The organism is Paenochrobactrum sp. BZR 201-1 (genome assembly GCF_044987585.2).
Lineage (GTDB): Bacteria > Pseudomonadota > Alphaproteobacteria > Rhizobiales > Rhizobiaceae > Paenochrobactrum > Paenochrobactrum pullorum.
Genome location: NZ_JBJDRZ020000006.1, coordinates 74,969 through 95,262, shown reverse-complemented (window position 1 = coordinate 95,262; position 20,294 = coordinate 74,969). Strand labels below are relative to the sequence as shown.

17 protein-coding genes are annotated in these 20,294 nt (G+C 49.5%); 5 read left to right on the top strand and 12 right to left on the bottom strand.

The window, feature by feature from the left end:
• The first annotated feature begins 50 nt into the window (after positions 1 to 50).
• Positions 51 to 1,265, top strand: coding sequence for an NADP-dependent isocitrate dehydrogenase (locus tag ACI0FR_RS05580; RefSeq protein WP_374830214.1), 1,215 nt, complete (start codon positions 51 to 53; stop codon positions 1,263 to 1,265).
• Between the two features lie 181 nt (positions 1,266 to 1,446).
• Here the strand turns inward: ACI0FR_RS05580 and ACI0FR_RS05575 are convergent, their stop codons facing one another.
• The 10 genes from ACI0FR_RS05575 to ACI0FR_RS05530 all read right to left on the bottom strand — a co-directional run bounded on the left by ACI0FR_RS05575 (position 1,447) and on the right by ACI0FR_RS05530 (position 15,121).
• Positions 1,447 to 1,722, bottom strand: a complete 276-nt coding sequence (locus ACI0FR_RS05575; RefSeq protein WP_374830212.1) for an HU family DNA-binding protein — start codon at positions 1,720 to 1,722, stop codon at positions 1,447 to 1,449.
• Between the two features lie 179 nt (positions 1,723 to 1,901).
• On the bottom strand, positions 1,902 to 4,328 hold the full coding sequence (gene lon / locus ACI0FR_RS05570; RefSeq protein ID WP_404906287.1) for an endopeptidase La: 2,427 nt from the start codon (positions 4,326 to 4,328) through the stop codon (positions 1,902 to 1,904).
• Positions 4,329 to 4,774: 446 nt separating this feature from the next.
• Positions 4,775 to 6,049 (bottom strand): ATP-dependent Clp protease ATP-binding subunit ClpX, encoded by a 1,275-nt coding sequence (gene clpX / locus ACI0FR_RS05565; RefSeq protein WP_404906288.1) that lies wholly within the window; start codon positions 6,047 to 6,049, stop codon positions 4,775 to 4,777.
• 362 nt (positions 6,050 to 6,411) lie between these two features.
• Positions 6,412 to 7,047, bottom strand: a complete 636-nt coding sequence (locus ACI0FR_RS05560; RefSeq protein ID WP_374830206.1) for an ATP-dependent Clp protease proteolytic subunit — start codon at positions 7,045 to 7,047, stop codon at positions 6,412 to 6,414.
• A gap of 141 nt (positions 7,048 to 7,188) precedes the next feature.
• Positions 7,189 to 8,607 carry a GTPase HflX gene (gene hflX / locus ACI0FR_RS05555; protein ID WP_404906289.1) on the bottom strand — a complete coding sequence of 473 codons (1,419 nt, stop codon included), beginning with the start codon at positions 8,605 to 8,607 and terminating at the stop codon, positions 7,189 to 7,191.
• Positions 8,608 to 8,758: 151 nt separating this feature from the next.
• Entirely contained in the window at positions 8,759 to 8,995 is a 237-nt protein-coding gene (gene hfq / locus ACI0FR_RS05550) for an RNA chaperone Hfq (RefSeq protein WP_374830202.1), read from the bottom strand.
• Positions 8,996 to 9,270: 275 nt separating this feature from the next.
• The gene (trkA, locus tag ACI0FR_RS05545) at positions 9,271 to 10,647 is read right to left on the bottom strand and encodes a Trk system potassium transporter TrkA (RefSeq protein WP_374830200.1); all 1,377 of its coding nucleotides are present in this window, start codon (positions 10,645 to 10,647) and stop codon (positions 9,271 to 9,273) included.
• A gap of 41 nt (positions 10,648 to 10,688) precedes the next feature.
• Positions 10,689 to 12,050 carry a nitrogen assimilation response regulator NtrX gene (gene ntrX, locus ACI0FR_RS05540; protein ID WP_374830198.1) on the bottom strand — a complete coding sequence of 454 codons (1,362 nt, stop codon included), beginning with the start codon at positions 12,048 to 12,050 and terminating at the stop codon, positions 10,689 to 10,691.
• 1 nt (position 12,051) lies between these two features.
• Positions 12,052 to 14,394 (bottom strand): sensor histidine kinase NtrY-like, encoded by a 2,343-nt coding sequence (locus ACI0FR_RS05535; protein WP_374830196.1) that lies wholly within the window; start codon positions 14,392 to 14,394, stop codon positions 12,052 to 12,054.
• A gap of 166 nt (positions 14,395 to 14,560) precedes the next feature.
• On the bottom strand, positions 14,561 to 15,121 hold the full coding sequence (locus ACI0FR_RS05530; protein WP_374830194.1) for a hypothetical protein: 561 nt from the start codon (positions 15,119 to 15,121) through the stop codon (positions 14,561 to 14,563).
• Between the two features lie 46 nt (positions 15,122 to 15,167).
• Between ACI0FR_RS05530 and ACI0FR_RS05525 the strand changes: the two genes are divergently transcribed.
• Positions 15,168 to 15,470, top strand: coding sequence for a hypothetical protein (locus tag ACI0FR_RS05525; RefSeq protein WP_374830192.1), 303 nt, complete (start codon positions 15,168 to 15,170; stop codon positions 15,468 to 15,470).
• 39 nt (positions 15,471 to 15,509) lie between these two features.
• Here ACI0FR_RS05525 and hdaA read toward each other — a convergent pair whose 3' ends face one another.
• Complete coding sequence (gene hdaA, locus ACI0FR_RS05520; protein ID WP_374830190.1) at positions 15,510 to 16,262, bottom strand: DnaA regulatory inactivator HdaA; 753 nt, start codon at positions 16,260 to 16,262, stop codon at positions 15,510 to 15,512.
• Between the two features lie 18 nt (positions 16,263 to 16,280).
• Positions 16,281 to 17,396 carry an AI-2E family transporter gene (locus ACI0FR_RS05515; RefSeq protein WP_374830537.1) on the bottom strand — a complete coding sequence of 372 codons (1,116 nt, stop codon included), beginning with the start codon at positions 17,394 to 17,396 and terminating at the stop codon, positions 16,281 to 16,283.
• 461 nt (positions 17,397 to 17,857) lie between these two features.
• Here ACI0FR_RS05515 and purM point away from each other — a divergent pair, with 461 nt between their 5' ends.
• From purM to ACI0FR_RS05500, 3 genes are all read left to right on the top strand, one after another.
• A complete protein-coding gene (gene purM, locus ACI0FR_RS05510; RefSeq protein ID WP_374830188.1) occupies positions 17,858 to 18,937 on the top strand; it encodes a phosphoribosylformylglycinamidine cyclo-ligase in 1,080 nt (359 codons plus the stop codon).
• Positions 18,934 to 19,554, top strand: a complete 621-nt coding sequence (gene purN / locus ACI0FR_RS05505) for a phosphoribosylglycinamide formyltransferase (RefSeq protein WP_374830186.1) — start codon at positions 18,934 to 18,936, stop codon at positions 19,552 to 19,554. Before purM ends, purN begins: the two co-directional genes overlap by 4 nt.
• 162 nt (positions 19,555 to 19,716) lie before the next feature.
• Entirely contained in the window at positions 19,717 to 20,247 is a 531-nt protein-coding gene (locus tag ACI0FR_RS05500) for a DUF992 domain-containing protein (RefSeq protein WP_374830184.1), read from the top strand.
• The last annotated feature ends 47 nt before the right edge of the window (positions 20,248 to 20,294 follow it).

The window sequence follows — 20,294 nt, the reverse complement described above, 5'->3', positions numbered from 1 at the left end:
TGCTATACGAGCGCACGTATTCAAAGCGTATTCAACAAGAGGCATCATCCATGGCAAAAATTAAGGTTGCTAATCCGGTTGTCGAACTCGATGGCGACGAGATGACCCGCATTATCTGGCAGTTCATCAAAGAGAAACTGATCCATCCTTATCTGGATATTGATCTTAAATATTACGATCTTTCTGTCGAACACCGCGATGCGACCGATGATCAGGTCACCATTGATGCAGCAAATGCCATCAAGGAACACGGTGTTGGCGTTAAATGCGCAACCATCACTCCTGATGAAGCCCGCGTTGAAGAATTTAGCCTCAAGAAAATGTGGAAGTCGCCTAACGGCACCATTCGCAATATTCTCGGCGGCGTTATTTTCCGCGAACCAATCATCTGCGAAAACGTGCCACGTCTGGTTCCGGGCTGGACTCAGCCAATCATCGTTGGCCGTCATGCTTTTGGTGACCAGTACCGCGCGACTGATTTCAAATTCCCTGGCAAGGGTAAACTGTCGATCAAATTCGTTGGCGAAGACGGCGAAGTGATTGAACATGAAGTTTATGACGCACCATCATCCGGTGTTGCCATGGCAATGTACAATATCGATGAGTCGATCCGTGAATTTGCCCGTGCATCGCTGAACTACGGCTTGCTGCGCAACTATCCGGTTTACCTCTCCACTAAAAACACCATTCTCAAAGCCTATGACGGCCGCTTTAAAGATATCTTTGAAGAAGTTTATCAGGCTGAATTTGCCGAGAAATTCAAAGAAGCTAATATCTGGTACGAACACCGCCTGATCGACGACATGGTTGCCTCCGCTCTCAAGTGGTCCGGCGGTTATGTCTGGGCATGTAAGAACTACGACGGTGACGTTCAATCCGATATCGTGGCACAGGGCTTTGGCTCACTCGGCCTGATGACCTCTGTTCTGATGACACCGGATGGCAAGACCGTGGAAGCAGAAGCTGCACACGGTACTGTTACCCGTCACTATCGTCAGCATCAGAAGGGTGAGGAAACCTCAACCAACTCGATCGCTTCGATCTTCGCATGGACCCGTGGTCTGGCGCACCGTGCCAAGCTTGATGACAATGCTGAATTAAAGCGCTTTGCTGAAACTTTGGAAAAGGTTTGCATCGACACGGTTGAAAGCGGCTACATGACCAAGGATCTGGCACTGCTGATCGGTCCGGATCAGCCTTGGCTGTCGACAACAGGCTTCCTCGACAAGATCGACGAAAACCTGAAAAAAGCAATGGCTGCTTGAATAAAGCTAAAAGCTTTTATGCTTTTAAAAAAACCCCGCTTTATGTGGGGTTTTTTTTATGAGCGCATCGGTATAGTCATGTCGCCTGCCCCGATGTGGAACAGAATTTAAAAGCAGAAAAGCCCGGCTTGAAGCCGGGCTTTATCAACAGCAGTAAACCACTGTCTGCAAATCAAAAAGATTAGCTATTAACAGCTTCTTTCAGGCCTTTACCGGCAGAAAATTTTGGTACGTTGCGCGCTGCAATCGCAACTTCTGCACCAGTTGACGGATTGCGCCCAGTGGTCGCTGCACGGTGTGAAACAGAAAATACACCGAAGCCTGGCAGACGTACTTCATCGCCAGCCTGAAGAGCGCTGGTTACGGCTGCGAGAACTGCATCAACAGCGGTAGCTGCGTCTGCCTTGGTGAGACCGCCCTTTTCAGCAACTGAGGCAACCAGTTCGTTCTTATTCATGGACACTTCCTTTCTTTCTTTTTCCGGGGCTTTGTGACTCAACCGGATCGACATGAGTTTATTCTAAACAATCAACAAACCAAGTCACAAATAACGAAAAAAGCCCAGAATTATGGGGTTAAACACAGAAATGCCGGGCTTTTTACCCGGCATTTCATGATCAAGGTCAAATTTTCGACTCAGTGAGCAATAGAAATGCCCGCTTCATCATCAATAGACAGCGCTGCGACTGGCGGTGTTGCAGGCTCTGTCCACTCGATTGCAACAGGCTGGCGTACTAAAGCGTGCTTAAGCACTTCACCTGCGCGCGAGACCGGAATGATCTCCATACCGTTCTTCACATTGTCCGGAATTTCCGCCAAGTCTTTGACGTTTTCTTCCGGAATAAGCACAGTCTTGATACCACCGCGCAGTGCTGCCAACAGCTTTTCTTTCAAGCCACCGATTGGCAATACACGGCCACGCAATGTAATCTCACCGGTCATGGCAATGTCTTTACGAACCGGAATGCCGGTCAGTACAGAAACAATCGCTGTCATCATGCCAATACCGGCAGAAGGGCCATCTTTTGGTGTTGCACCTTCCGGCACGTGAACGTGGATGTCGCGCTTGTCAAACAATGGTGGTTCGATGCCAAAATCAACCGCACGCGAACGAACATAAGATGCCGCCGCAGAGATCGATTCTTTCATTACGTCACGCAAGTTACCGGTAACGGTCATGCGACCTTTACCCGGCATCATGACACCTTCAATGGTCAGCAATTCACCGCCCACTTCTGTCCAGGCCAGACCGGTAACAACACCAACCTGATCTTCACCTTCGATCTGACCGAAACGGTACTTCTCGACGCCCAAGAATTCAGACAGGTTTTCTTCCGTAATATGTACGGCTTTGACCTTGTCTTTCATGATGCGGGTGACAGCCTTACGCGCAAGCTTCATCATCTCACGTTCAAGACTACGCACACCAGCTTCACGGGTGTAAAGACGCACAACCGAGCGCAATGCTTCCTCGGAAACCGAGAATTCCTTGGGCTGCAAAGCATGGTCACGGATGGCTTTCGGCAGGAGGTGACGCTTGGCGATCTCCAGCTTTTCATCTTCTGTGTATCCGGCGATACGGATGATTTCCATACGGTCGAGCAGCGGGCCCGGAATATTGAGCGAGTTGGCAGTGGTGACGAACATCACATTCGACAGATCATATTCCACTTCCAGATAATGATCCATAAATGTTGCGTTCTGTTCCGGATCCAACACTTCCAGCATTGCAGATGACGGATCGCCACGGAAATCCTGACCCATTTTGTCAATCTCATCGAGAAGGAACAACGGGTTGGACTTCTTCGCCTTCTTCATCGACTGGATAACCTTACCAGGCATCGAACCGATATAGGTGCGACGGTGACCACGGATTTCCGCTTCATCACGCACACCACCCAAGGACATGCGGACATATTCACGTCCGGTTGCCTTGGCGATAGAGCGCGCCAGCGATGTCTTACCAACGCCTGGAGGGCCAACGAGGCAGATGATCGGACCTTTGATCTTGGCAGAGCGTGACTGCACGGCCAGATATTCAACGATCCGTTCTTTTACCTTTTCAAGGCCAAAATGTTCGGCATCCAACACTTCATCAGCGAAGTTCAGATCCTGCTTAACCTTGGACTTCTTGCCCCAAGGAATAGAAAGCAGCCAATCCAGATAGTTCCGTACAACTGTGGCTTCTGCCGACATCGGGCTCATGGTACGAAGCTTTTTCAGCTCGGCCTGCGCCTTTTCAGCAGCTTCCTTGGAAAGCTTGGTTTTGTTGATGCGCTCTTCCAGTTCGGCCATCTCGTCACGACCGTCTTCACTGTCGCCGAGTTCCTTCTGGATCGCCTTCATCTGCTCATTGAGATAATATTCGCGCTGGGTCTTTTCCATCTGGCGCTTGACGCGGCTGCGGATACGCTTTTCCACCTGAAGCACCGAAATTTCGGACTCCATATAGCCAAGCGCTTTTTCCAAGCGTTCGCGCACGGAAAGCACGGAGAGCATTTCCTGCTTTTCAGTGATTTTGATCGCCAGATGTGAGGCAACTGTGTCGGCCAGTTTCGAGTAATCCTCGATCTGGCTGGCGGCACCTACAACTTCAGGAGAAATCTTCTTGTTGAGCTTTACGTAATTTTCAAAGTCAGCCACGACAGAACGTGCCAAAGCTTCCACTTCGACAGGGTCTTCTTCAGGTTCCTCGAGCTTAAAGGCATAAGCTTCGTGATAATCTTCACGGTCTGTAAAATTAGTGATTTCGGCGCGTGCTGCACCTTCCACCAGTACTTTCACAGTACCGTCAGGCAGTTTGAGCAATTGCAGAACATTAGCAATTGTCCCGACCTTGTTAATGCCATCAGCAGACGGATCATCGTCAGCCGCATTGATCTGTGTTGCAAGCATGATCTGCTTGTCATTACCCATCACATCTTCAAGTGCGCGGATCGACTTTTCACGTCCCACAAACAGCGGAACAATCATATGTGGGAAAACAACAATGTCGCGCAACGGCAAGACCGCATAAAGCCCGTCATTACCACCCGCAGTCGTCTTCTGTTCAATACCCGTCATCGTACAGTCCTTTCTTCAGGCAATTTGCCTGATAGCCACGTCCGCGCTCCCTTTCGCTTCATCGGCAAGTCACACACGTGCATTCGTACCTTAATTGGAGATGCGAGGGCTCCAATTCAAGCAGCACCATAGAATCGTTTCACATACTGCGCATTTCGTTGTTCCGGTACAATCCGAAACTAACCCTTTGCACTCAATAATACCGTTATTTGGCTGAATTTCACATATAGGTAAAGCGTCAGCTCTGACAGTCAGCAAATAATTTTATAGCTAACAAGCGCAATCACTATGTTTTTTATAAAAACCAAGCTCTTTTGCCCGAAAAACAGCAAATTTAGTTTAAAACACTTATAAAATACAAATTTTTGCAAAAAAGAATAAAGAAACTCATCATAAAAAAAGGGCTGCCAAGCAGCCCTTTTAATCTTTGAAACAAGAAGCACACGTCAAGCTGTGGCGTTGCCCTTTTCATCCTGACGTTCGGCATAAATGTAAAGTGGACGTGCGGTGCCATCAACGACTTCACCGGAAATGACCACTTCCTGTACGCCTTCCAAAGTCGGCAGTTCAAACATGGTATCCAGCAGGATTTTTTCCATGATCGAACGCAAACCACGTGCACCAGTTTTACGTTCAACGGCCTTATTGGCAATGGCACGCAGCGCATCGTCGTGGAAGGTCAGTTCGACATTTTCCATATCGAACAGACGCTGATACTGTTTGACCAATGCGTTTTTCGGTTCAGACAAAATCTGCACCAGCGCATCAACATCCAAATCTTCCAACGTTGCGATAACCGGCAAACGGCCAACAAATTCAGGAATCAAACCGAATTTCAGCAGATCTTCCGGTTCTAAATCCTTGAAGATCGCGCCCAAACGACGATCATCTTCAGTTTTAACGGTTGCGCCAAAACCGATCGAGGTTTTTTCACCGCGTGCCGAAATGATCTTGTCGAGACCGGCAAAAGCACCACCGCAGATAAAGAGGATGTTTGTTGTATCCACTTGCAGAAATTCCTGCTGCGGATGCTTGCGACCACCTTGCGGCGGCACGGAAGCAACAGTGCCTTCCATGATCTTCAACAGTGCCTGCTGCACGCCCTCACCCGATACATCACGGGTGATGGACGGGTTGTCGGATTTGCGGCTGATTTTGTCGACTTCGTCGATATAGACGATACCGCGCTGGGCACGTTCGACATTGTAATCGGCGGCCTGCAGCAATTTCAGAATGATGTTTTCAACATCTTCACCCACATAACCGGCTTCGGTCAGTGTGGTGGCATCTGCCATTGTGAACGGAACATCAATGATACGTGCAAGGGTCTGCGCCAGATAGGTTTTACCGCAACCGGTCGGCCCTACCAGCATGATGTTCGACTTTGCCAGTTCGATATCATTATTTTTCGATTGATGCGCCAGACGCTTATAATGATTATGAACGGCGACAGCCAGAACGCGTTTTGCATCCCGCTGACCGATCACATAATCATCCAGCACGCCCATAATTTCTAACGGGGTCGGCACACCTTCACGTGATTTTACCATCGAGGATTTATTTTCCTCGCGGATAATGTCCATGCAAAGCTCGACACACTCGTCACAAATAAAAACGGTCGGGCCTGCAATCAGCTTGCGCACTTCATGCTGGCTTTTACCGCAGAACGAGCAATAAAGCGTATTCTTAGAATCGCCACCGCTGTTGCTGACTTTGCTCATCGCAGTTTCCTTTCAATAGCGGCTGTCGCGTGCATATCGTTACAGCCGTTAACTCTAAATACCAGACACACATCCCGACCGAAATATGGCTGAAAAATTGGCCTCTAACGAATCTCACAACAGGTAAATCCATGCTAACCCGTTGAGGATTCTATGATTGGGGCATTAATTTAGCCTGTTGAAACCAAACAATAGCTTAACGTAGCAATTGTTTTGCCACGTACAAGTAGGAATTAGACAGTTTTGTGGCATGAAAATGGTTTTTAGCAACCAAAATGCCACAGCGCCTAGCCAATTTCCGCTTCCAATCATGATTGTCACAAGCGCCCTCAGCTTACCATTTGGCCAAGGGCGCATGATTTTTAAGATGAAGGTGTTACTGATGACACTTCATCATGTGATTCAATCACACGGTCAATCAAACCAAATTCAAGCGCTTCCTGTGCGGTCATGAAATGATCGCGGTCAAGAGTACGTTCAATGGTTTCATAGTCGCGGCCGGTATGCTTGACGTAGATTTCATTCAGGCGGCGCTTCATCTTGATGATATCTTGCGCATGGCGCTCGATATCGGATGCTTGGCCCTGAAAACCACCCGATGGCTGATGCACCATCACACGGGCATTTGGCAAAGCGTAACGCTTGCCGGTTGCGCCTGCGGTCAAAAGCAGCGAGCCCATCGAGCAAGCCTGCCCCATGCAAAGGGTGGAAACAGGTGAGTGAATATACTGCATAGTATCATAAATCGCCATGCCGGAGGTAACCACACCACCTGGCGAGTTAATGTACATGTTGATTTCTTTCTTCGGGTTTTCCGCTTCCAGAAACAACAGCTGCGCACAGATCAGCATCGACATGCCGTCTTCAACCGGGCCATTTACAAAAATAATACGCTCTTTGAGCAAGCGCGAGAAAATGTCATAAGCCCGTTCACCACGGTTTGTCTGTTCGACAACCATAGGTACGAGGTTCATGACGGTTTCTATCGGATCTCTCATAGTGGACCTCTGGGTCTGTTTGGGAAGAGCAGCGCGTGCTCGGACAGGATTCGTAATTATTCCATACATAGGGCGATGCAGCACTGTTTCGCAAGATGGTGCGACCAATGACTGTCAGCAATAACACTGAAAAGCCAATTTTTACTCATCATGCGGCTTACTGCCAAAGCGTTTTTCTTCCAGCATTTTAGCGGCAGAAGCAGTCATTTGCGCTCTGATGCGCACAGATCCATCTTCCAGATTCTCGCGTTTGATGTTGCTGGCGGACTGATAAATTCCGTCAAGCATCGACAATTCATCAACGCCGAATGTCATATCAACGCTCTTCAAATCACCATAAATACGCTTTTCTATGATCTTGAGCAGTTCCGGCACACCCTCGCCCGTATAGGCTGAAATCGCCACCGGTTTAGCTTCATCATTGCTTTCTGACGCAGCGCCGCTTGCCGCCAGCACCAGCGCTGCCTCATGCGCGGATGAATCCAGCAAATCGATCTTGTTCCAAACCTCAAACACACGCTTGCGATCATTGCGCTCCACACCAAGGCTGGCCAGAATGCTTTCCACATCCTCGGCCTGTGCGGCATTGTCAGGATCAGAAATATCGCGGATATGCAAAATCAAATCCGCTTCCAGCACTTCTTCCAGTGTGGCGCGGAAAGCGGCCACCAAATGGTGCGGAAGATTGGAAATAAATCCTACCGTATCGGACAAGATCACCATGCCGCCATGCGGCAACCGGATGCGGCGAAGCGTCGGGTCAAGGGTCGCAAACAGCATATCCTCGGCCAGTACACCAGCCCCGGTCATGCGGTTAAACAAGGTGGACTTGCCCGCATTGGTATAACCAACCAATGCGACAATCGGATGCGGAACTTTGCGGCGCTTTTGACGGTGCAAGGTGCGGGTACGCACCACTGTTTCCAACTCGCGCTTGATACGCAGAATTTTCTCTTGCAACTGGCGTCTGTCGGCCTCAATCTGCGTTTCACCCGGACCACCCAGAAAGCCGCTACCACCACGCTGACGCTCAAGGTGGGTCCAGCTACGAACAAGCCGGCCTTTTTGGTAGTTGAGATGCGCAAGTTCGACCTGCAACACACCTTCTTTGGTTTGGGCGCGGCGACCGAAAATTTCCAAAATAAGACCGGTACGGTCAATCACCTTGACCTTCCACTCGCGCTCCAGATTGCGTTGCTGCACAGGTGTTAAAGCGTGATCGACAATCACCAGCTCAATTTCCTGCTCTTCAATCGCTTCAGCAATGGTTTCTACGCGCCCGGTGCCCAGCAAAGTAGCCGGGCGCGGCTGCGAAACATTGACCACTTCAGCCAAAATAATTTCCAGATCAATGGCGCGAGCCAAGCCGCAAGCCTCTTCCAGCCGCGCTTCACTGGATCGCTGAAAGCGAACAGGCTCCGCGTCATCACTATCATTTCGTGTATATTTTTCAGGCAAGACTGGAACAAGGACTGCCGCACGGGTGGGCGCTTTGTCCTCGTGGTCATATCCGTTCTGATTGTCAGATGCCTGTTGTTTGCGGTCTTTTATCTTACCCAAACTGGTTTCCTTATAAAGCTATTCAAAGCGCTAAAAACACAAAAAGCCGGATGCGATAACAGCACCGATCTTTCGGCTGCTCGCTCCGGCTTCCTTGAATTTGCTAAAACCACCTGCATTCATGCTTCAGCAGGCTGGATTAAACAAAAAATCAGGCTTCTTCACCTTCAAACATTTGCACAGGTGCACTTGGCATAATGGTCGAAATAGCATGTTTATAGACAAGCTGCGAATGACCGTCACGGCGCAAGAGTACGCAAAAATTATCAAATGAGGTAACAATACCGGTGAGCTTTACGCCATTGATCAAAAATATTGTCAGGGAAATCTTCTGCTTACGAACTGAGTTCAGAAAGAGATCCTGAAGATTTTGCGATCGTTCTACCATTTTTCTTATTCCTTTTTCTCGATCAACAACCAAATCACGGTCAGCTTGCCTGCTACATCCAAAATGCAACAGTGAATAATTTTATCTGTTGCTTATTAAAAGCAACAGTGGAGCTTTTTATGGGAAGCTCCGCACCAAACTTGCACTGCCTGAGTTAACAGGATGGCAGATTTTCCGCAATCTCAAAAACGAGATTTTTAATAAAGCTGTTACTTCATGGGTCGCTATCACAGCAATTTTATCAACAACTTCAACTTTGGCCTGATCAATCTGGATCAGAAGAACTCCAGACTGACACGGAACATCTGCTCCACTTGTTTTACAACATCCTGTGTCGCAAATAAGACGACGCGGTCACGCGGGCGAATGCGCACATCTCCAGTCGGCTGAATCACTTGACCGCCACGATAAATCGCCCCGATACGCAAACCTTCCGGTAGATCAAGATCACGCAACATCGGCCCTACCAGCGACGATGTCTCCATTGCTTCCGCTTCAATCACCTCAGCCATACCGTGATGGACACTATAAACCGCGCGGATACGGCCACGGCGCACATGCTGCAACACTTTGGAAATGGTCACATTTTTCGGGTTGATATGCGCGTCAATCCCAACCGTATGGGTAAATTCCTGATAGGCAGGATCATTAATCAGCACAAGATTATGCTTGCACCCTAGCCGCTTCGCCATAATGCTCGACAAAATATTGACCTGATCCTGATTGGTGAGAGCCACAATCAGATCCGCATCTTGCACTTCTGCTTCCAGCAGCACTTCCTGATCCAGCGCACTACCGTGAAAAACGGTTGTACGCTTCAACTGGTCAGAAATTTCCAGCGCACGCTCATGGTTACTTTCAATGATTTTAATGCGCGTATGCGCGTGATGCGCCTCCATCGCACGCGCCACATAAAGTCCGATATTACCGCCACCGGCGATAATAATACGATTGGCATCCGGCTTGTCATGGCCAAAAATTGAAAGCGTGCGACGTACCTGCTCGCGTGGTGTAATGACATAAGCCAGATCACCGGCCTGCAATTCATCAGACGAATGCGGCGTAAAGAGACTTTCTTTACGCACCACACCAACAACCGTTGCCGACAAATCCGGAAACAGATCGCTCAACTGATTGAGCGGCGTATTGATAACCGGACATTCTTCCTGACATTCAATCGCCAATCCGATAATTTTTTCGTCGGCAAAGCGCAAAACATCGGTAGCTCCGGGCAAAGCAATACGGCGCAGCAGCACCTCGCTTACTTCCATTTCCGGTGAAATCGTCACATCAATAGGCAAATTTTCACGCAGAAACAAATCTGAATATTCTGCATTCAGATAGGTTTGCGCACGAATACGGGCAATTTTGGTCGGCACATTGAAAACCGAATGCGCCACCTGACAGGCCACCATATTGACCTCGTCAGATAGCGTCACTGCGATGATCATATCCGCTTCATTGGCACCTGCTGCCGCCAAAACATCTGGATGGGAGCCATGTCCGACAAAGCTTCGCACATCCAGTGTGTCGCGCACGATCTGAATGTGCTTTACCGATGTATCAATCACCGAGACATCGTTTTTCTCAGCCGCCAGCCGCTCAGCGATCCCGTATCCGACTTGCCCTGCACCACAGATGATCACGCGCATGAAAGCACCATTGCTGTTTTAATTCGCCATGCAGATGTCAATTACACACCAAGCGACTTCAATTTGCGGTGAAGAGCCGAACGCTCCATCCCTACAAACTCAGCTGTGCGTGAAATATTGCCGCCGAAACGGTTAATCTGCGCAATCAGATATTCTTTTTCAAACCTTTCACGTGCTTCACGCAATGGCAGTGCCATAATGTGCTGGTCGGATTCGGTCGGTGCGCGCGGCAATGTATCACCGATATCTGCCGGCAACAGGTCTGCGGTAATCGGTTCGTCCGGATCATCGCCACGCGCCAAAATCATCAAACGTTCGATATTATTGCGCAATTGGCGCACATTGCCCGGCCAGCTATGCGCCTGCAAAACAGCCATCGCATCGCTGCCGATCGGACGCGGTTTGATACCGGCCTGTTCACCGATCTGCTTCATGAAAAATTCAACCATCATCGGAATATCTTCACGGCGCGCCGACAAAGGCGGCACCTGCACCGGCACCACCGACAGGCGATGATAAAGATCTTCGCGGAAACGCCCTTCAGCAATCATTGCTTCCAGATTCTGTGCTGTCGATGAAATGATGCGTACATCCACTTTCACACGCTTGGTACCACCAACGCGCTCAAACTGCTGATCAACCAGTACGCGCAGAATTTTATTCTGTGTTTCGCGCGGCATATCAGCGATTTCATCCAAATAGAGAATGCCGCCATGCGCCTCTTCAAGCGCCCCGACCTTACGCTCGCCACCATCCATTTCAGTACCGAAAAGCTCGATTTCCATGCGTTCAGGTGTGATCATTGCAGCGTTCAGTGTTACAAAAGGTCCATTCGCGCGGCTCGAACTGGCGTGAATGGCACGTGCTGTCAGTTCTTTACCAGCACCCGACGCTCCGGTAATCATGATACGGCTATTGGTTGGCGCCACGCGTTCGATGGTTTGGCGCAAATGGCTCATGGCCAGTGAATTGCCGAGCAGCTCCAGATTATCACCGCTACGCTTGCGCAAATCCGACACTTCGCGCTTGAGCTTGGAAGTTTCCAGCGCACGCTCTGCAATCAAAATCAAACGATCCGCTTTGAACGGTTTTTCGATAAAATCATAAGCGCCACGGCGGATAGCCGATACAGCTGTTTCAATATTACCGTGACCGGAGATCATCACCACAGGCAAATCCGGATGCAGTTTCTTGATCTCATCGAGCAGAGCCAGACCATCGAGGCGACTGCCCTGCAACCAGATATCCAGAAATATCAAACGCGGCACACGATCATTGATTGCAGCCAATGCACTGTCAGCATCATAAGCTGTACGCGTTTCATGACCTTCGTCGCTTAAAATACCGGCAACCAGCTCACGAATATCCGCTTCATCATCAACTACCAGAATTTCATCTGCCATATTAGTTCACCTGTTCAGCTTCTGACTGTTCTGTTACGGCCACAGCTTCACGCAAGCTTTCGCTTACGGGAAAAACCATTCTGATCAACGCACCGCGGCCCTGATAAAAATCTTCCGGTGCATCATGCAATTCCATATGCCCGCCATGATCTTCCACGATTTTGCGCACAATGGCCAAGCCAAGACCTGTGCCTTTTTCACGGGTTGTCATGTAAGGTTCGAGCAGTTTTTGGCGATCATCGCCCGGCAGGCCTTTGCCGTTATCGGTCACTTCAACGATCAGTTGAGCGTCATCCTTATAAGAGCGCACAAGAATGTGCCCCTGATAATTTTCATCACGCGCCACCGCATCAATCGCTTCACTGGCATTCTTGATAATATTACCAAATGCTTGTGCTAATAAGCGGTTATCAAAAGACCCGACCAGTTTTTCGGCGCCGAAATCATTGGTAAATTTGATGTCGTGACGGCTGACTTCAATAAGGAATGATGCTTCACGCAGAGGATCGCGCAAATCAAGTTCACGCATTTCCGGCTTCGGCATACGAGCAAAATCGGAGAATTCATTGACCATGCGGCCAATATCTCCCACCTGACGCACAATGGTTTCGATGCACTGATCGAACACTTCGCGGTCTTCGGTAATTACTTTGCCATAGCGACGGCGAATACGCTCAGCTGAAAGCTGGATCGGGGTTAGCGGATTTTTGATCTCATGCGCGATACGGCGTGCCACATCTGCCCATGCGCTTGAGCGCTGCGCCTGCACCAAATCAGTAATATCATCCACCGTCACCACATAAGAGTGATCGTCGAAACTCGCATCTTCCACTGTGATCTGCACATTATAACTGCGGGCTGAACCGGATCGGGTAATTGTCACCTGCTCACGATGCACTGCCCGGCCGGTAGAACGGGCGATTTCAAAAGCCTGGCCGATTTCCGGCGCCAGACCGGTGAGGCTTTTGCCGATTGAATCTTGAGCGCATACTTTAAACATATGTTCGGCGGATGGATTGATAATGGTAATCACTCCCTCCGGATCAATACCGATAACCCCTGCCGTCACACCGGACAGCACGGCTTCCGAGAAGCGACGCCGTTCATCAATCTGATCTTTAGCAGATAAAAGCTGATTGCGCTGACTTTTAAGTTCAGCAACCATATTATTAAAAGTACCAGCCAGTGCGCCAACATCGCCATCGGTTGCGCGTACCGGAACAGAGGCCTCCAAATTACCAGCGGCCACATCTTCAGCTGCACCAATCAGCAAACGGATCGGACGGACCAGACGGTCAGCCACGGCAATCCCTGTCCAGATTGCCGAGAGCAACACAATCAGCGTCAAGCCAAAATAAAGCAACGCGAAAGCAATTTGGGTGGCAAGACGGTTGGAATCCATTGCGCTATAACGCTCGGCATTGGCTTCCATCAGACGCATCGCATCAATGATTTCGCCGTCGACCGCGCGGATTGTATAAAGATAAGCATCCGGAATGGCGCTCATCTTAATAATAGCACCGACGAAATGACTGCTGCCAGGTGGAATAATCACGGGCTTTCCGTCAGTCGCAGTCTGTAAAGCATCCTGAGGTGCTGGTGGCAATGAGTGTTCACCACCCAGATCCGTTTGCAAAATAACACTGCCGTCTTCACGCACCAAATATGCGCCCAAAAGACCACGTCCGCGTGCCTGCAATGACATCAAGCGAATAAAACCGGAGCGGTCGAGGCTATAAAGTGTGCGCTGTGCATCCAGATCCTGCAACATCGAGTAGGACGTGCCCTGCAAATTGCGCGCAGTTTCGGTAATATAGGACTTTGCCAGACTGTTGGATGAATTCACAATCTCACGGGTATTGGTGTCGAACCAGCGATCAAGCCCCAGATTGAGCGTGACTGCCGCCACAATTGCCACCGCAATTGCCGGAACGGCCGCAATCAAAGAAAACAGCGCCACAATGCGCACATGCAAACGTGAAGCAGCCCGTCCATGACGGCGCGCCTGAATAATGCGATAAATCTCGCGCCAAATCAGACCAATCAGACATGAAATCAATGCAACATTAATAATTGTCAGCGTTAATGTAACGACGCGGTCAGGATTGATCGGCGTGATGCCAATTAAAATTGCAAAGGAAATGGTAGCTGCTACCAAAGCTGCAACAACAGTAACAAGCCCCGGCAGCGCCAGCAAACGGCGAGGCTCGACATGATCATTGCCTTTGAGGGCAGAATCTTGAGCTGGGGGCGAAATTTCGTTCATCTCGAAAATTGTTCCGATCAGATTCGTTACTGTCATTGTGCTTATGTTAGACGAATGAGTTGCATTCATGCAACGCATTGTGGCGAAAATGCAACTGCATATTTAGACTAATAAAAAATATCACCAAATTTGCCGGCAAAAGCAGAAGAAGATTTCCGCACTTCTTTCGTCACTAAGCCTTAAAGAGAAAGTAACCAAATCCCAATGAAAGACATTTAGTCTGGGTGCCATGATTCGACTGTTTTCAGTCTTTGAAAGAGATTATCGGTAAAGAGAAAGCAGGTTTTCTCATGGCAACGGCAAAACGCAAACCGCGCACAGCGTCACGTTCGACAAAACGCGCCCCGGCAAGAAAGAGCGGCAGCTCTCCTGTCACATCTGTTCTGACGCTTGGTGCGATTGTTGCAGTCGGCGCCGTCAGCCTATGGGCGGCTTCACAACATAAAAGTCCGCAAGCGGCTATTTCCAGCTTGTTTAACAGTAGCTCAACGCCAAGCCGTACAAGCGCACCGACGACAAAATCGGCAAGCCTTCCAGACAAAAAAACATCTCCCTCCCAGCCTGCACACACAATCAATCCGAATAAAGAGCCAGCCACCCGTGCAACGGCAACGGCACCTGTGCCGCGACCGGAAATTGGCCTCTCGCCAACGAAGCCCGCCGCTGTGGCACAAGCGCCGAAGCCACCGGCTCGTCCGCAAAATACAGCCAATGCCGTGCCGGTTGCAAAACCCAACCAAATGGTCGCAGTCGTGACACCGCCTTCTGCGGCGACAAAAAACCTGCCGCCACGTGGAGTTAACAAACCTGATTCCACCCCGACAATGGTTTATGCCAGGCAAAAGCTGACTGTGCATAAAACGGCCTGGGATAAGTCACCTTCCATGGGCGAGGTTGAAAAAGGGCGTGAACTACGCTCTTACGGCCAAACCGGCAAATGGCACCGTGTTGTTGTGCCAGCCACTGACATGATCGGCTGGGTACATCAGGACATGTTGGTGATTGTTAAAAAGAGTGGCCACCAGAGCGCACAAGCATCTGCCCCGATCACAACGGGATCAATCAAGGCAGAAGCATCTGCCAAGCCCCTGCCCTTTGCTGACAAAACAACAAACGCACATCCGGTGCCACAGCGCAGTGTCGGCTCCAGATAATCATGATAAACATCAGGCACTCGATGGAGTGCCTGATGTTTATGCTTTATTTGGTCGTGATGTGCTGTCTTCTTCTTTGTCACCACTATAGACAATATCGGCCAATGCTGGACTATTGAGAAGCTGTGCCGCCAAAGTGCGGGTAATACGGCTTTTTTGCTCTAATGCAACGCGATCCAATTGATCAACAACTGTGATCGCAGCATTCAGCGAGCGCTCAATCCGGCTGACCAGATAGCTTACCACATGCGGCTCGACCTCGACCTGTCGGTCGGCAAAGAGTTTGTGAATCACATAGGTTAACAGCATATCATCGGGTGCAGCGATCTCGACAACCGTTGCCGCCTTCAACCGCGATGCCAGATCAGGCAATTTCACGCCCCATGAGGCAGGCCACAGGCGCGATGTCATCAACAAGGAAGGCCCCGGTCCCTGCGCTGCATGTTGGCGTACCGAATTAATCAGATGAAACAAACCGGTTTCATCCAATGTTACATCGCCGATATCTTCGATCAGCATTGGCTGGATACTGGCTCGCTCGTGAATATCGGCTGTAATATTGGAAGGATCAACCAATAAAGCGCCGGTTTTTGCCTGCCAAACCTGCGCCATATGTGTTTTGCCGGAGCCGGTGGGGCCTGCCAAAATAACCACAGGCGCCACCCAATCCGGCCAGCGATCAACCAAATCCACGGCAGCACGGTTCGAGCCCGCGACAATCAGATTGTCGCGCTCATAACCAGGCTGATGTTTCAATTCGAACGGCAATTGCCGTGGTCGCGCCTCACTCATGTTAAATGCCGGTTGTCCTTAATTCTTAGCAGTCGTTACATCCGATTCTGTACCTGCCTGCTGTTCGATAAGCGAAGCATCATACATTGGCGAATGGAGATAGCTGTTCAAAGCAAATCGCACAAGCACACCTACCGCAGCAGCAGCAGGCACTGCAACCAGCATTCCGGTAAAGCCAAATAATGAACCAAAAGCAAATAATGCAAACATCAGCCAAACCGGGTGCAAGCCCACGGAGGAACCAACCAATTTAGGCTGCAAAATATTACCTTCGATAAACTGACCGACAATGAACACACTAGCCACAACCGTGACCATGACCCAATCCGGCCAGAATTGTACCAGCGCCACACCGATAGCAAGAGCCAGACCTACAAATGAGCCAATATAAGGAATAAAGCTGATAAAACCGGCAAAAAGACCAATAAGCAGGCCAAAATTGAGACCGGTGAGCGTCAAACCGACAGCATAATATGTGCCAAGGATCAAGCATAAGGTACCCTGGCCACGGATAAATCCGGCCACCGCATCATTCATTTCACGCGCAATTCCGCGCACAGTTTCCAGATGTGCACGCGGTATCCATGAATCAATACTGTCGATCATACGATCCCAATCAAGCAACATGTAAAAAGCAACCACCGGAGTGACCACAAAAAGCCCGGCAATATCGATCAGAGATTTCCCCGAATTCCACAGGGATTGAAGCAATGTGGATAAGAATCCGGCGCCCTGACGCAGCAAAGTGCTCAGGTTTTCCTTGATAACGGAGCTGTCGATGCCAAGGTAATTTTGCAGCCAAGCCGAATCTTCATTGGCAACCAATGATTGCAGCTGCGTGACATAAAGCGGAAAGCGCGAAATAAACTCCGTCAACTGCGTCGCCAAAATTGGCACCATGATCATCAGTGCAAGCACCAACACAACTAAAAACAGCAACAAGATTACAATCGTCGCCATCAGGCGCGACATGCCGAAGCTTTCCAGCCTGTCTGCAACAGGATCCAGAAAGTAAGCGAGCGCCATTCCTGCCACAAATGGCAGCAAGATTGAGCTGAACATCAACAGGAACAGCACAAACACAACAACTGTGCCGATCCAGAAGGTCAGCTGCTTGCGCATCATGCCTGCCATTTCTGCTGGTGGCAGATCTTTCAATGGCTCAGCACTTCTTCTGGTTGCTCTTGCTGTTTTGCGAACCGGCTTCTTTGTGGTGGTCTCTACTGCTTTGCTCATTGAAATCCGTTCATCGTGCTGGGCAAGCCGTGTTAATACTAAAAAATGCGATCAAACTTCTTTTTAAAAGGCGCATCAATTATTGAGCCATACTATATATTCTTTTTGAAAGTTGCATGTGTAATCATGCAGCCAGATGTGCATATATGTATCATAATTTATTTTAATTGCCTTCCGTATAGATTTAAATACGCTTTTCTGGCTTTGCGACCATCATGGCACTTGCAGGAAAACTCATCTCGTGGCATTTGCCCCAACAGAAATCCTTAATTTCGTATCAGACACCGTCCACGCGCCATTGGTTAATAACCAGCCAGACGGCCCAGTGTGCGGCAACGAACCTGTTTCAGGAGCACCCCATGACAGCGACAAACAAGCCAACAGCTCAAAATGGACTGACATATGCTCAGGCGGGCGTTGATATTGATGCCGGCAATCTGATGGTTGAAAAAATCAAGCCATTGGTTCGTTCCACCCGTCGCCCAGGTGCTGACGGTGAAATCGGTGGCTTTGGCGGTTTGTTTGATCTCAAAGCTGCCGGTTTTAAAGATCCGGTTCTGATTGCTGCCAATGATGGCGTGGGCACCAAATTGAAAATCGCTATTGATGCAGATCAGCACGATACAGTCGGCATTGATCTGGTGGCTATGTGCGTCAATGATCTTGTGGTTCAGGGCGGCGAGCCGCTTTTCTTCCTCGACTATTTTGCCACCGGCAAACTAGAGCCTGAACAGGGTGTTGCCATAGTTGCCGGTATTGCTGAAGGCTGCCGTCAGGCAGGTGCAGCCCTTATCGGTGGTGAAACCGCCGAAATGCCGGGCATGTATAAAGACGGCGATTATGATCTGGCCGGTTTTGCGGTTGGCGCGGCTGAACGCAACAATCTGTTGCCGCGCGGTGACATTGCCGAAGGCGATGTTATTTTAGGTCTGGCGTCATCAGGCGTTCATTCCAATGGTTTCTCGCTGGTGCGCCGCATTGTTGAGCTCTCCGGTCTTGGCTGGAAAGATGAAGCACCGTTTAAAGCCGGTGAAACTTTGGGTCAGGCACTGCTTACTCCTACCCGCATTTATGTGAAATCCTTGCTGGAAGCCATTCACTCTTCCGACGGTATCAAAGCATTGGCACATATCACTGGTGGTGGTTTCCCTGATAATATTCCGCGCGTTCTGCCGGAAGGTCTGGCTGCCGAAGTTGATCTCACCAGCATTGATGTCCCTGCAGTCTTCTCGTGGCTTGCCAAGGTTGGCGGCGTTGAAATGCATGAAATGTTGCGCACCTTCAACTGCGGCATCGGCATGATTGTTGTTGTCACACCAGAAAAAGCAGACGAAGTGACAAAGATTCTGGAACAGCAAGGCGAAAAAGTCGCCACGCTTGGCCGCATGGTCAAACGTGAAGCTGAAGGCGTCGTTTACAAAGGTAAACTGGCATTATGATCAAGAAGCGCGTTGCCATTTTTATTTCCGGTGGCGGCTCCAATATGGAAACGCTGATTAAAGCTGCCAGCGCGCCTGATTATCCTGCCGAAATTGTCGCAGTTTTCAGCGACAAGCCACATGCTGGCGGCATTGCCAAAGCGCAAGCCGCCGGTATTGCAACTTATGTGTTTGCCCGCAAAGACTTTGCCAGCAAACAAGAACATGAACAGGCAATTTTAGAGCAATTGGCTGCTCTTGAGCCTGATATCATCTGCCTTGCCGGTTATATGCGTTTGCTTTCGGCTGATTTTATCAAACCCTATACTGGCCGTATTCTCAACATCCATCCGTCAATCCTGCCGCTTTTTGCAGGCCTTGATACACATCAGCGCGCGATCAATGCCGGCATGAAACTGGCTGGCTGCACAGTGCATCTGGTGACCGAAGGCATGGATGAAGGACCAATTCTGGCGCAAGCTGCCGTGCCTGTTTATCATGATGATGATAAAGACTCACTTGGGAGCCGCGTTTTGACGGTTGAGCATCAGATCTACCCGCTCGCGTTGAAGAGCTTTATCAATGGTACATTTACTTCCGTTACTGATGCAAAAAAGCAACAAATACTCTGTATTTGAGCAATTTAAATGTTAATAAAGTCTTAATCTGCAAATTGTTGCCTTAAAGATATGTGACTTAAAGATATTGCCTCCAAAGCGAGTTTTGGCTGTTGTTGATAATAGACAGAGCCACAAAGCCTAAGAGCAGTTTTTATGTAACATGATTTTAAGGATCGCTTTATGTCCTCCCAAAACAAAACTTCACTTATTGCCGCTGCTGTCGCTGTTTCTGGCCTGACCTTTGCAATGGGTGCAGTTGCTCAGGCGGCTGACTATGTACAGCCTGCACGCAGTGCAACCACACAACCTTACTCACAGGTCGGCATGCTGACTTGCGATATTGCACCTGGTATTGGTGTTATCATTGGCAGCCGTCAGGAACTGGAATGCACATTCAAGCCAGCAGCTCGCGGTGCGGCAGTTGAGCAATATTCCGGCCAGATCACCAAAATCGGTCTCGACATCGGCTTTACCAATGGCGGTCAGTTGGCTTGGGCTGTTTGGGCTCCGACCGTTCGCCCTGAAGGCGCATTGAAGGGTTCATATGTTGGTGCATCCGCTAATGCAGCTATCGGCATTGGTGCAGGCACGAACATCCTGACCGGTGGTTCATGGAAGACCATTTCCCTGCAGCCAATTTCCCTTCAGGGGCAAAAAGGCTTGAACCTTGCAGTTGGCGTAACCAACTTCCGTCTGAAATATAACGGTTAATAAGCTATTACTCCGACAAGCAGTATTTAAAAAACCTCCGGTGATAG